We start from the raw sequence: 13,614 nt of genomic DNA on the forward strand, positions 1-13,614 counted from the left end.
CGCCCGGCGCTTGAGGGCATCGAAAAAACGTCAGGGCAGGGCGGCGGGGCCGCGGCGCGGGCCTTATCGTAAAAAGAAGCGGATCGGCACCACCACTTCCAAACGCGCGCCGCCCACGTCGGGCGGGGGAACGGGCAGGGGCTGGGCCCGTTCCAGCAGGGCCTGGCTTTCCTCATCCAGGGCCTCGTAGCCGCTTGAGGCCTCCAGTCGCGACGAAACAACCCCGCCTTGACGGTTGAGAACAAAGCGAACCGTGGCCACCCCTTCCTGATGGCGGCGCTGTGCCCGCGTGGGATAGCGCTTGTGGCGCTCCAGGTGGGCCAGGAGCTTGCCTTGCCAGGCGGCCAGGGCATTGGGCGAGGCCGCCGGAAGACTGGCCCGGGCCGGAGCGGCTGCGGCCGCCGGTGCGGGCGCAGGCGGGACGGGGCCGGCGGCAACGGGCGGCGGGCTGGAGCGAACCGGCTCCCGGCGCACCGGCTCGTGGCGAACAGGCTCCTGGCGGGGCGGGCGCGGCCGCTCGACCCGGGGGGGAACCGGCGGCGGAGGCGGCTGCACAACCGGCGGCGCCACCGCCTCGGGCGGCGGGGGGGGCGGTGGTTCGGGGGGCGGAGGAGGTTCGGGCGGAGCCGGCGGCGGGGGGTCCTCGATCGCCTCAACCGGTTCTGGCGGGGCGGGGGCCGGGGCCGGAGCCGGGGTAAGCTCCAGCATCACAACCGCCGGGGGTTCGGCCGGCGGGGGCGGCACGCGCGGCGACGGGCCGGGGAGCGCCGCCAGGGCATGGGCGCCCAGCACGACCACGAGGCTGAACCCCCACAATGCCAGCGGGGGCCGTTCGTCGAAGGGGACGGCAACCGTCGGCGACGAGGCCGCCGGGCTCATGGCCGGGCCCCACCTTCCAGGGTGACCAGGGCCACCTTCAGGTAGCCGGCGCTGCGCAAGGAGTCCATGACCGCCATCAGGTCGCCGTAGTCCACGGTTTTGTCGGCGCGCAAGAACACCCGCTGTTCGCGATCGCCGCCGGTGGCCGCCACCAGCGCCGGGGCCAGGGCGTCGAGCGCCACCACGGTTTCCCCCACCGCCAAGGTCAGGTCGGCCTGAACCGTGAGGGTCAGGGGCTTGTCGGGCCGGGGTTGGGGCGGCGCGGCCGACGAGGGCAGGTCAACCTTGATATCCACGGTCGCCAGCGGGGCCGCGACCATGAAAATGATCAGCAAAACCAGCATGACATCGATGAACGGCGTCACGTTGATTTCATGCAGCTCGCCAAGCTCGGAACCATCATGAAGGGGACCGGCCATGCTCAGACCCTTTCTTCCAGGGCGCGAACCGGGCGATCCAGCTCCCGCGAAACCAGGCGCAGCAGGTCGGCGACCACGTCGGCCAACAAGGCGCGGTAGGTGGTGATCGCCCGGGCCAGCAGGTTGTAGATCACCACCGCCGGAATGGCGGCGGCCAGACCCAGGGCCGTGGCCAGCAGGGCCTCGGCGATGCCCGGCGCCACCACCGCCAGATTGGTGGTTTGCGCCCTGCTGATGCCGATGAAGCTGTTCATGATCCCCCACACGGTGCCAAACAGCCCCACGAAGGGCGCGGTGGCGCCCACGGTGGCCAGAAGGCCGGTGCCCAGCGCCATCCGCCGCCCGGCCGCCGCCTCCAGCCGCCCCAGGCGCGAGGCGATGCGCTGATGCACCCCGGCCGGGGCCGGACGCTCGGGGGGCGGCGGCAGCAAGCGCAACTCGGCGGCCACGGCGTGGGCCAGCACCGTTTCCGGTCCGCGCTCCCGCGAGACGCGCTCCAGCGCCTCGGCCAGCGGGCCGCCGGCCATCAAGGCGCGGCTGAGCTGGCGGGTCCGGCGGCGGGCCAGCACCAGTTCCACCCCCTTGGCGAGCCCGATGGTCCAGGTCAGCACCGAGGCGATGGCCAGCCCGACCATGATCCCCTGCACCAGGGGATCGGCATTCTGAAACATCGCCCACGGCGAAAGATCATGGGGCAGCAAGGCGGCATCGATCCCCCCCGGCGGCACGGGCGCAGGCGCGGCCAGGGGCAGGGCCTCGGTGGCGGCGGAAGGCAAGGCGTCGGGGATCCCCCCGGGTGGCGTGGCCATGGGGGGCGTGGGCCCGGGCAAGGCCTCGGCGGGGGGGGTGGCGGCGGAGGAAGGCAAGGGGTCGGTCATCGGGGGGCGCTCGTTGGATTGGTTTTTGGGGGGCGGCCTCGCCGGGCGGGCGGCGGCCGCCCCCGGGGGGAAGAAAACCCCTAACCCGCGTCAGGGAACCACCTTCCGGCTGAAATTGCAAGTGCGAGTGAGAATCGAACACACCCCGGGCGGCGGGGCGGAACGCGCGCCTTCTTGAGGCATGATCTTGGCACGCGCTTCCAACGGATTGTTCTGTCGCTTTTTCATGGCATGGGGAAAGCCTCAGGCATGCCAGGCCTTGCGCTCCTCCTGGGCGCGCCACAAGGCGGCATAGGGGCCGTTGGCGGCGACAAGATCCGCGTGGGCCCCCTGTTCAACGATCCGCCCCTGGTCGAACACCAGCACGGTATCGGCTCCAACCACCGTGGAAAGCCGGTGGGCGATCACGATCACGGTACGGTCCTGGACCAGGGCATCGATCGCGGTTTGAACCACGCGCTCGCTTTGCGTATCCAGGGCGGCGGTGGGCTCGTCGAGGAGAACCAGGGGGGCGTCCTTGAGGATGGCGCGCGCGATGCTAAGGCGCTGGCGCTCGCCCCCCGACAGACTGCCGCCGATGTCGCCCACGGGGGTGTGCAGGCCCTGGGGCAGGCGGTCGATGAAGTCCAGGCAATGGGCGGCCCGCGCGGCCTCGCGCACCGCCTCGTCGCTGGCGTCGGGCCGGCCCATGCGGATGTTTTCCAGGATCGTGTCGTTGAACAGGTGCACGTCCTGGAACACCACCGAAAGCCGGCGCATCAGGGCCTCGGGGGCCAGGGTGCGGATATCGTCGCCTTGCAGGCGGATCACTCCGGCCTGGGGGTCGGCATGGCGCAGCAACAACCGGGTGAGCGTGCTCTTGCCCGAGCCCGAAGGCCCGACCAGGGCCGTGAGCGTGCGGGCCGGCAGGCGAAACCCGACATCCACCAGGGCGGGGGTGTCGGTGCCGGCGTAGGTGAAGCTCACGTTTTCAAAGGCCACGGCCGGCGCGTCGTCGGGCTTGGGGCCGGGCCGGGGGGATGCCGGCAGAACGGGCAGGGGCCGGGCGGCGCGCACGACCTCGATGCGCTCCAGCGCCGCTTCCATGAGAACGAAGGTTTTGGTCAGCTCGGAAAACAGCGCCAGCGGCTCGCCGAGGCGCATGACGATGATCAGCAACGCCGCCACCGCCGCCAGCGACAGCGATCCCCCCCCAACCCACAGGAGGCCCAGGCCGAGAACCGCCAGCAGCCCCAGTTCCATCAGCCCCGACATCAGCAACGCCGGCCACAACGAGGCCATCAGCGCGTCGCGTTGAACCTGCCGCAAGGTGGCGAGGCTGGCGCGCAGGCGTTGGGCGCGGGCGCCGGTCTGGCCCACGGCGCGCAGCACCGCGAGCCCTTGGGTATATTCGATCAGGTCGGCTTCGACGCGGGCATGGGCGGCGGCCCCGTCCCGGCGTTCCCGGGCGGCAAGGCGGTGCTGATGGCGATAGAGCGGCACGGCAAGGGGAAAGATCAACGCCAGCGCCAACGCCAGACGAACATCGATGCACAGGGCCGTGACCCCGATCACCGTGAGCGGCACGCCAAGGGTGCGGATCATCACCTGGGACAAGGTGCCCATGGGCACCACCACTTCGTCGATGTGGCTGCCCAGGGTCGCGCTGAGGGTTCCCGTGCGGTGGCGGGCCAGGATCTCCATGGGCATGCCGCGCAGGCGCTGGCCGAGGTCGAGGCGCAAGGCGTGGGTCACGTCGGCAATGGTGCCATCGTATTCAAAGCCGTGCCCCTTCCACGACAACACAAGATCGGCCGCCGCCAGGGCCACCATGGCCAGCAGCCAGAACACCACCCGCCCCCAGTCGGGCGCCGGGTCGGGCGCCGGGCCCAAGAGGGCGTCGAACAGGGGAAACAGGCAGGAAAAAGCCAGCCCCTGGGCCACGGCGGCGAGGCTGAACCAGGCCACGGCACGGCGAAAACGCGGGGCCTCGGCTCCCGCCACCGCCAGCAGGCGGCGCCAGGTGTCGCGAAACCGGGGCAGGGGGGACGAAGGCGCGCTCATGCCAGGACTCCGGAAGAGGGAAGGCGAAGGGTCCACGACCGGGCCGCCTGGTGGGTCTGCCACAAGCGGGCGTACAGGCCGTTTCGGGCCAGCAGGTCGTCGTGGCGGCCCTGTTCGACCAGGCATCCCTGGTCGAGGACCACGATCTGGTCGGCATCGCGAATGGTGGAAAGACGATGGGCGATGATGAGCACGGTTCGCCCGCGCATCAGGGTGGCCAGGGCCTGCACCAGCAAGGTTTCGTTCTCGGCGTCGGCAAAGGCCGTGGCCTCGTCGAGAACCAGGATCGGGGCATCGCGCAGCAAGGCCCGGGCAATGGTCAGGCGCTGGCGCTGCCCTCCCGACAACCGCGCCCCGCGCTCGCCCACCAAGGTGTCGTAGCCTTCGGGCAGGCTTTCGATGAACGTGTGGATTTGGGCGGCGCGGGCGGCGGCCTGGACATCCTCCAGGCTGGCCCCGGGGCGGCCCATGCGGATGTTTTCAAGAACCGAGCCGTGAAACAGGAAGGTTTCCTGGAACACGAACGACACCCGGTTCATCAAGGTGTCGGTGGCGCACTCGCGCACGTCCACCCCGCCCACGCGGATCGCCCCGCTGTCCACGTCCCAAAAGCGCGGGATCAGGCGGGCGAGCGTGCTTTTGCCCGCCCCCGAGGGCCCGACCACGGCGCACACGCTGCCCGGCGCGACGCTGAAGCCCACCCCGTCCAGGGCCGGGGTTTCCCGCCCGGGGTAGGTGAAGCGCACGGCGTCGAAAACCAGCGAGGCATCGGCGGGAACCCGGGGCGCGGCCGGTTCGGGCAACGGACGCTCGCGGGCCAGTTCGTGAATGCGCAAGGCCCCGGCCCGTGACTTGCGAATGAACTCGCTCATCCACATCAACGGCAGCAAGGCGTCGGCCACCCCGGTGCTGAGCATCAGCACCGCCGCCAGCCCGGCAAAGCCCAGGCTGCCCCCGGCCATCAAAACCAGGCCCACCGCCAGCACCGTGATCAAGGTGGGCAACGGACTGAGCACCAAAAGCGCGACGCGCCCCGCCACCCCGCTGGCCTGAACCCAGCCCTTGAACACGAGGCGAAAGTCCTCCAGCGCCCGCTGGTAGCGTCCGAACGAGGTGCTGGCGTCGTCGAACAGGCGGACCACCGGCATGGCCTGGACGAACTCGATCACCGCCGTTTGAATGGCCTCGCGGGCGTGGTCGTAGCGCTGGCGCAAGGTGGCGTAGTCCTTCATGGCAAGGCGCATCGCCATCATGCCCGCCGCGAACACGGCCAGCGCCACCAGGGCCAGGCGGATATCGATCACCAGCAGCCACGCCAGCGACACCACCGGGGCGGCCACGTTGCGCGCGACCAGGGGCGTGCTGTCGGCGACAAAGGCGTGCAGGGCGCGCACGTCGCCCTGGATGATCTTGGTCAGGGCGCCGGGGCCGGTGGTGATCAAGATCCCCAGGGGCAGGCGCGCCAGATGATCCGCCAGATCCAGGCGCAATCCCTCTTCCAGATCAAAGGCCGCGCGGTGCGACACGATGAACGACACGGTGCGCAAGCTGAGCCCGGCCAGGATCAAGGCGGCGGCGAGAAAGCCCAGGGCGGGCGCGCTGGCCTCCGCGTCCAACAAAGGCAGGTCGGGGGTGCCGCCACGCACAAGGTCAAGGACAGCGGCCAGGGCCACCACGGCGGTGATCGAACAGGCCATGCCCAGGGCGGCCAGGGCCATGGCCAGGATGATGCGGCCACGCACGGGTGCCATCAGGCCCCACAGGCCGGGGCGAAGCGGGATCATTCCAGGGTCTCCGGGATCAGGGGGGAAGGCGGTCTCGCCAGCAAGACCGGCAGCAGCGCGGCGAACAGGCCGGCCAGCGCCAGCGCGGCCCCGACAGCCATGGGAAAGCCGGCGTGGTCGGCCACCTGCAAGCCCCCCCAGCCCCACAGGGTGGTAAACAGGTAGTGCAAGGCGTATTGGCTGGTCATGGCCGCGCCCGGCGCGTCGGAACCGGCGTGATCCATCATCACGGTGTACAAAACCGTCATCTGAATGCCGTAGAGGACGAACAGCAACGGGAGCACGACCAGGAAAGCGGGCTCGGCGAAGGCGGGGGTGGTGGCGGCCAGCAGGCCCAGCAGCACCACGCCCTGGCCCGCCGCCATCAGCCCCAGCACGGGCCCGCGCCCCCATGCCCGGATCAGCAGGCCGGTTCCGGCGGCGGCGCCAACCCCGACCAGGGGACCCACCCCGTTCATCACCAGCCCGATGCGCTCCAGGCTCCATCCGGCGTCCACCAGCAAGGGGGTAACGAGAGCCCAGGTCACCCCAAGCCCCACGCCCGACAGGGCCAGCAGAGCCCACCAGCGCCCGCCGCCCGGCGCGATCCACAAGCGCCAGCTGAAGGGGGGCGCGGGGGCCCTGGCGTGTCCGGGCTCGTGCCAGGCCAGGGCCTGGATCAGGCTGAGCGCCACGCCCGCGCTGACCAGGGCCAGGGCCCCGGCCCATCCCACCAGCGGGTAGAGCATCAAGACCACGCCGCCGCCCAGCATGTGCCCGGCCAGGCCGCCCCCCACCTGGACCGCGTTGCCCAGGCCGCGCTGGCCGGCGGGCAGCAGGCGGCAGGCCAGGGCGTCGGTGGCCACGTCCTGGGTTGCCGCCAGGACCGAGAGCAGCAGGCTCAGGGCGTAAACCACGGCGAAATCCGCGAGGGGATCGAAGCGCATCAGCGCAAGCAAGGTGAGGAGCATGGCCCCTTGCATCGCGATCACCCAGCCGCGTTCGTGCCCCAGCCGCCCCCACGCCCAGCGGTCCACCAAAGGCGCCCACAAGACCTTGAGCGCCCACATCAGCCCCAGGGCGCTGATCAGCCCCAGTTGAGCCAGCGAGGCACCGCCCGAGCGCAAGATCGCGGCCAGCGCCACGAAGAAGAAGCCCAGGCTCAGGGCCTGGGTCATGTACAAGCTGCCCAGCAGCGCCCAGGGCACGCGCGGTCGGCCGGGCCGGGGGCTGATCGTGGGGCTAGTTCGCATGGGGGGCGTCCGCGAACCGAAGGCGGGTGATGCCCGCGCAATGGTTCCTGAGGCCGGGCGTGATCTCCCAGGCGCGCAGGATCCAGCGCGTGAGGCCCCGGGGCCAGGGAAAGGGCACGGTTTCAATCGCGGCCAGATCAGGCACCCAGCCGCGCAAGGTGGGGACCATCTCGTCGCGGTTGATCCCCCAGGGCATGCGGGGCGCGGTGTAATGGGGGGTCTTGCGATAGCCGCGCTCGCGCATGGTCCGGTTGGAGAACCAGCGGGGAATGTGGTCGAACATGAACCACGCGCCCGGGAAGCGATGGGCCATGCCTTGCAGCAGGCGGGCGAGATCGTCGGGCTCGAAGTACATGAGCAGGCCCTGGGCCGTGAGGCGGACGGGGCGCCCCGGGGGCACGGCGTCGAACCAGGCGGGATCAAGCACGCTCAAGGGCACGTGACGGTGGGTCTCGTCGGGGGTGATGAACCGTTCCCGGATCGCGATGGCCTCGGGCACGTCGACCGAGATCCACAAGGCCCGATCGCCTTCCACCCGGAAGCGCTGGGTTTCCAGGCCTTCCCCCAGGTTGACGATCACCCCGTCGGGGTGCCGGGCGAGAAAGGCGCGCAGATCGGCGTCGAACACCGCCGAGCGCACGCCGTGCGATGGGTCGGCCTTGCCGAAGGAGCGTTCGTAGTCATAGTCGATGCTGCGGTAAATGCGCCGGGCCATCTCGTCCTTCAGCACGCCATCGGGGCGCGCGGCCTCGTTGGCCCGGTTGTGAAGGGTCCACAGCATGGTTTCCGGCACCCCGGTGAGGGGGCAGGGCGTGACGGTCATGGGGGAGGCTCCGGATTAGAAGTGGTAGGCGGCGCCAACGATGATGCTGCGGCCGGGAGCGGGCCAGCCGATGGTGGCATCCGCGCCCCCGGCCATCATCGCGGGGTAGTAATAGCCATAAAGATCGTAGCGCTCATCGAGCAGGTTTTCGGCCCGCACGTAGAAATCAGCCGCGTCACTGCTGACGCCAACCCGAAGATCGACCTTGTTGTAGGCATGCAGATCGAAATTGTTTTCGGGATCCGCCGCGCGTTGTCCCACATGCTTGTTTTGCAGGGACGTTACCAAACTGGGGTTTTTGAAGAACAGGAAATCGGGCAGATCCTGTTCGTGGGACAGGGAAAGGCTCCAGCCCCAGGCCGGGGTTTCCGGCACCTTGTTGCCCCGGGCCACGGCGGTGCTCGAGGACCCGGGCACCTTGGTGATGGTGGCATGGGTGTAGGCCGCGCTGCCCCCCAGGGTGAAGCCGTGGCCCAGGCGCCAGGATCCCTCCATTTCCACGCCCATGCTTTGGGTATCGAAGTTCCTGGCCTGGGTCGCGTAGGTCACGGTATCAAAGAGGATGAGGTGGTCATCCTTGCTTTGATTGAAGAAACCGGCAACGTTGAGGGTCGCGCGGCCGTCCAGGAACGAAGACTTCAAGCCCAGTTCGTAACTGTCGACCGTGGCCGCCTTGTAGGGATCGTCGGCGAGGCCCAAGGGTGCGTTGGTGCCGAAATCGCCCCAGTCTCCCGATTTGTAGCCCCGGGCGTACAGGCCATAAACCGTGACCTCGGGGCTCAGGTCATAGCCCAGGCCCAGGCGCCCGGTGGTGTAGCTGTCGGAAAGGCTTTGCCTGTCGATATGGCTGCGGATGGGGTTGGGGTTGCTGGCATTGGCCACCCAACGGCTTTCATAGCTTTTGTGTTCCCAGGTCTGGCGCAGGCCCGCCGTCAGTTTCAGGGCCTCGGTCAGGGGATAGGTGACCTCGCCGAACACGGCGCCGCTGTCCACCGAGATCTCGCGGTCGATGGTGGCGTTGAAGGGATTCCCGGGGTAGAAGCTGTCGTAACTGTCGCGGGTATCAACAGTGCGGGTTGACTTGTAGTAATTCGCCCCCGCCACCCAGAACACCTTGTCTTGCGGGCGCGAGGACAGGCGGATTTCCTGATTGAAGGCATCCCGGCCCAGAATGTAGCGGCGGTTGGAGTCCGGCACCATGCCGATCAGCCGGCCATAGGTGGTGCCTTCGTAGAGCGGGCTTTCGGTCGTGTAGTCGCTGCGTGTGTAACCGCTGAACAGCGTGGCCACCGCGCCCCCAAAGGTGTGGGTCAGCTCGGCGGAAAAACGGGTGGCATCCTTGCGTTCGTCCACGCTGCCGTCGGGATAATCGGCGGTGGGGTCCTCGCCATAGGGCCGCGGGATCATCAGCCCGATATTGCCGGAAAAACGGTCGTGCTGACCGATCAGGGTCAGGCTGGTGTCCGGGCCCGGTTCCCAGGCCAGGATGCCGCGCACGCCGAGGTCGGTGGGCTCGGAAAGGGGTTCGCCGGTCTGGACATTGTCCACCCAGCTGTCCTGGCCGCTGTAGCGAAAGGCCAGGCGTCCCTTCAGGGCGTCAACCAGCGGGCCGCCCACCGCGCCTTCGGTCATGCGATAAAAGCGCGAGCCTCCCTCGGCGCGCAAGGTGCCTTCCAGGGTGTCGCCGGGGCGGCGCGAGGTCAAGGTGATGGCGCCGGCCTCGGAATTGCGGCCGTACAAGGTTCCTTGCGGTCCCTTGAGGATCTCGATGCGCTCCATGTCGAAGGTGCGGCTGGACAGGCCCGACACGCTATCGGGCATGCCGTCCTGGTAAAGAACCACCGAACTGTCATCGCCGCCCACGCGGTTGAGCGAGCCCACGCCGCGAATCTTGACGTTGGCGTTGTTACTGTCGCCATAGGTGCTGATGCCCAGCCCCGGGGTTCCACTGAGGAGGGATTCCAGGGACCCGCTCCCCTTGGCCTCGATGGCCTCGCCGCCCAGAACCGACAAGCTGAAGGGAACGTCGCGGGCGTCTTCCTCGGCCCGGCGCGCCGTGACCCTCACGGAATCCAAAACAATGGTCTCGTCGGCCGGAGCCGGCGCATCCCCGGCGGCGAAGGCCAGGGAAGAAGGCACGGTACCCAGGGACAAAAGCCCCGCCGAGGCCAGGGACGGCCAGCGCGGGCGGTGTCCGCGAAAGGGACGCGGGAGGGGACCGCAAGGGCGTAAGGACATCAAGGAACCCTCGTTCTCAAGGAGATGTTGCGAGCGACTCTTAATCGCTCGCCGAGGGTCGGGCTACTCGGATCGGGAGGAACACCACTCCGGTCGGGAAAAACCACAAGCTCCGATCCTCACGGGAGGAGCTTGGAAGGCACGCAGCCATGAACCTTGCGAAAGGCCGCCGAGAAATGGCCGGGGTTGGACAGGCCAACGGCCAGGGCCGCTTGCTGGACGCCATGGCCCTGGGTTTCAATCAGGCGTCGGGCTTCTTGCATGCGCAAGGTGCGCACGCACGAAGCGATGGACGTGCCGAAGCGTTCGCGAAAGCCGGCCTTGAGGTAACACTCGTTGAGACCAACCCGACGGGCCAGTTCCAGGATGGTGGGGGGCGACAGGTATTCCGCGCGCAGGATCTCGTAGGCGGTATCCAGGGCGCCATCGCGGCGGCGCCTGGCGGGAACGGCGCACGGGGAGACGGCTTCCGGGGGAGCAAGCAGATGGGCCAGCAGGTCCAAGGTCAGGGCCTCGGCGCGCAGGCGTCCGCACGCACCGTTGGTGTCGCACGCCGCGAGCCGGCACGCCAGAACCAGGACGGCCGGATCCGCGCACGGGCAGGGCCGGCACGCGGCGCCGTCTCCGGCCAGGACCGGGGCGAGGGCCGGATTGAGTCCGCCCGGCGCTTCCTCGCGCCATCGCGCCAGGTACGAGGCCGGCACGTCGATGGAAACACCACGCATGCGCTGCCCCCGGGAGGTATGGGTGTGCAAGACGCCAAGAGCGCCGGCCCGTACCCAGATGTCGCCCGCGTTCACCCGCCGGTTCAGGTCCATCGCCGGCAGCGAGAGATCAAACCCGCCATCGATCAGGATGCTGAAGCCAAGGGGGGGGCCGGGGACCGTGTAGGATTCCTCCAGGTCATGATGAAGGTGATAATCGGAAACCGTGACCGTGAGCCCGTTGCCCAGGCTGTGGACCTGGACCCGTCCGTGGGCCAACGCTGGCGCCAGGTCCAAGGACATGTCCCCCCGGCACGAACAGGGCCCTTCTTGCGTTTCCCAAAGCGCATCGTAATGGCGCAGGAGGTCGTCGAACAAACCCGCCTGATCGGGTGCGGCGGGCGCGGCGGGCGAGGGAGGGGGCGCGCGAAGGGTCATGAATTTTCCTGTCCCCTTTCCCGGTGCGACGTGGGGAAGGGATCTGCCGGGGGGGCTCTCCTTGTCTGGGAAAGGTCATGCCAGAAATGCGACGCACTCGCAAGTCCACCCGGGCCAGGCACCCGGGGATCCATTGGCTTCAGCTTGAGGCGCAAAGCCTCTCAATCCCTTTGCCCGAGTTTGCCTTCTCGGATAAATCGGACGTAAAAACAAAGGCTTGAAGCGAGGCCGCGCCCCGACCCGGTTCAACGCACGATGCTTTAAAACAGAAAATCCGAAATATCCGGCTCCCCGGCCGGAGGCGATCCGGCCGGGGAAGGCGCCATGGCGGATGGGGAGGGGGCGGACGGGGAGGGGGGAGAAGACGCGCTGGCGGGCGAGGCGCCGAACAACGCTTCATGCACCTCGCGCTCGTTGACCATCGTGTAATGCTGGTGAAGAAACTCCAGAACCTCGCGGCGGGCTTCGTCAAGGGCGGGGCCGTTCACGGCCGGACGGCAGGCCTGGGCAATCCCGTCGAGTTGCGTGGCGGCACGGGTAAAGACCTCGGTCATGCGCTGGCGGATGGTGAAATTGCGCAAGGTGTTGTCAAGAGAGTGCTCCAGGGCCTCGGTCTGCTCTTGAAGTCCGGCAAGACGCTGTTCCGTTTCCTCCATGACCCGGGTCAAGGTGGCGAGGAAAGCCTGAATGGCCGTCCCGAGCCCGGTGAGCAGATCCTGGCCCTCGTTTCCGGCGACCGGGGTGCCCAGGGTTGCCGACACCTCGGAAATGTCGCCCAGGCGCCCGCCGATTTCCACGGCCAGCGCCCGGGTCTGTCGGGCAAAGGCCTGCAACTCACTGGCGATCACGGTTAGAACCCGTCCCCGGGTGCCCAGGTTGCCGCATTTGATCGAGGCGTTGAGGCCGATCAGGTGCATCTCGGCATCGATTTCATTAATGGCGGCCACCGTCTGGGCGATTTCTCCCGTCATGGCCGCCACGGTGCCCATGCTGGCCTCGGTTTCGCGTCGGGCGGCCTGGTAACGCTCCAAGATGGCCTGGGCGCTTTCCAGATCCTGTTCCAGGTCGGTGAGAAAGGCCTTGCCGCCTTCTTCCTCGTGTCCCGAGGCATGCAGGCGGGTGACGCCGCCGCGCAGCGCCTCGACCCCATGGCCCAGGGCAAACAGATTGCTTTCGATGATCCGCGCCTTGGCCTCGAAATCATCCCGGATCACCGCAAGCTGCCGGGACTGGAGATCGCACAGGGCGTTGACCATGATGTGGCGCCGCTGTCCGCCCATGTCCTCGTCGGCCCGTTGCTCGGCCAGGACTTCCAAAACCGTGTTGAGCGCTTCTTCAACATGTTCAACGCGCTGGCGGGTCATGTCGGCGATCTGAAGGGCGCTCACAACCTCCGACACCGAACGGCGGGCCTTTTCCAGGTGGGATGGCAGCAGGCTCAGGGTCTGGCGGGCCACCTCCCGGCGCTGATGCAAGGTGTCGATGGCCAGGCGCAAACGATCGTGAATCCCTTCCAGGTCCTTGCGGTGCTGCTCTCCCATGGTGTTTTGAAGCTCAAGGGCTCGTTCAAGAGAGTCCCGCAACGTGCGCAAGGTGCCGGTGATGATGCCAATGCTTTTTTCGCCCCGATCGGCGAGCCGTCCGATTTCGCGGGTGAACACGGCGAAATCCATCCCCAGGCCGGAAAGCTGCGCCGCCTCGATGCGGGCGTTCATGGCCAGCATGCGCACCTGGACCAGCAGCTTGCCCAGAGCCTCGACCGAACCGCCAATGCCCTGGGCCGCCTTGTTGATGGTGGAAAGGCCGGCTTCGTTGCTGGACGTGGCCAGGGTTTGCTCAAGGGCCCTGAGGTCGCCTTCCAGACGCCGGGCCTGCTCCATCAGTTCGCCCTGGCTGAAGACTTCGCTCAGGTCGGCCGCGCCTTCCGCGAGGGACCGGGTAGTGCGGTGCGCCACGGCCAGTTCCTCGCCCACGGTCAGGAAGCTCTGTTCGCACGGGGCGCGCAGGGCATCAAGCTCGCCACGGACCTGCCCGATACGCGTGGACCACGTGTTGTTGACCTCTTCGGCGGAACCCGTCTCCGGATGAAGAACACCGGAAGAGGGGGAGGACAACGCCATCTGATTCATCACGGGACCTCAAACGGGCAAGGGACGAAAGGAGACCACGGAAATCG

Annotated in this window: 10 protein-coding genes; all 10 read right to left on the reverse strand. The window is 68.4% G+C overall.

Annotated elements, in window-relative coordinates:
- Window positions 1–63: 63 nt before the first annotated feature.
- On the reverse strand, window positions 64–879 hold the full coding sequence (locus tag ROR02_RS17335; protein WP_147161947.1) for an energy transducer TonB family protein: 816 nt from the start codon (window positions 877–879) through the stop codon (window positions 64–66).
- Complete coding sequence (gene exbD, locus ROR02_RS00010) at window positions 876–1,298, reverse strand: TonB system transport protein ExbD (protein ID WP_147161948.1); 423 nt, start codon at window positions 1,296–1,298, stop codon at window positions 876–878. The genes ROR02_RS17335 and exbD overlap by 4 nt, the downstream gene beginning before the upstream one ends.
- Before the next feature lie 2 nt (window positions 1,299–1,300).
- Window positions 1,301–2,176: a tonB-system energizer ExbB gene (gene exbB / locus ROR02_RS00015; protein WP_281290976.1), complete on the reverse strand. Its 876-nt coding sequence runs from the start codon at window positions 2,174–2,176 to the stop codon at window positions 1,301–1,303.
- Between the two features lie 243 nt (window positions 2,177–2,419).
- Window positions 2,420–4,219 carry an ABC transporter ATP-binding protein gene (locus ROR02_RS00020; RefSeq protein ID WP_170244887.1) on the reverse strand — a complete coding sequence of 600 codons (1,800 nt, stop codon included), beginning with the start codon at window positions 4,217–4,219 and terminating at the stop codon, window positions 2,420–2,422.
- Window positions 4,216–6,003 (reverse strand): ABC transporter ATP-binding protein, encoded by a 1,788-nt coding sequence (locus ROR02_RS00025; RefSeq protein WP_147161950.1) that lies wholly within the window; start codon window positions 6,001–6,003, stop codon window positions 4,216–4,218. Before ROR02_RS00025 ends, ROR02_RS00020 begins: the two co-directional genes overlap by 4 nt.
- Entirely contained in the window at window positions 6,000–7,235 is a 1,236-nt protein-coding gene (locus ROR02_RS00030) for an MFS transporter (RefSeq protein WP_147161951.1), read from the reverse strand. The genes ROR02_RS00025 and ROR02_RS00030 overlap by 4 nt, the downstream gene beginning before the upstream one ends.
- Window positions 7,225–8,058: a class I SAM-dependent methyltransferase gene (locus ROR02_RS00035; RefSeq protein ID WP_147161952.1), complete on the reverse strand. Its 834-nt coding sequence runs from the start codon at window positions 8,056–8,058 to the stop codon at window positions 7,225–7,227. The genes ROR02_RS00030 and ROR02_RS00035 overlap by 11 nt, the downstream gene beginning before the upstream one ends.
- Window positions 8,059–8,073: 15 nt before the next feature.
- Window positions 8,074–10,296 carry a TonB-dependent receptor gene (locus ROR02_RS00040; protein ID WP_147161953.1) on the reverse strand — a complete coding sequence of 741 codons (2,223 nt, stop codon included), beginning with the start codon at window positions 10,294–10,296 and terminating at the stop codon, window positions 8,074–8,076.
- A 119-nt stretch (window positions 10,297–10,415) separates the two neighbouring features.
- Window positions 10,416–11,438, reverse strand: a complete 1,023-nt coding sequence (locus tag ROR02_RS00045; protein WP_147161954.1) for a helix-turn-helix transcriptional regulator — start codon at window positions 11,436–11,438, stop codon at window positions 10,416–10,418.
- A gap of 260 nt (window positions 11,439–11,698) precedes the next feature.
- Window positions 11,699–13,558, reverse strand: coding sequence for a hypothetical protein (locus tag ROR02_RS00050; protein ID WP_147161955.1), 1,860 nt, complete (start codon window positions 13,556–13,558; stop codon window positions 11,699–11,701).
- Window positions 13,559–13,614 lie beyond the last annotated feature (56 nt).

Origin of the sequence: Pararhodospirillum oryzae (genome assembly GCF_007992075.1) — a bacterium.
In the GTDB taxonomy this organism is placed as follows: domain Bacteria; phylum Pseudomonadota; class Alphaproteobacteria; order Rhodospirillales; family Rhodospirillaceae; genus Pararhodospirillum; species Pararhodospirillum oryzae.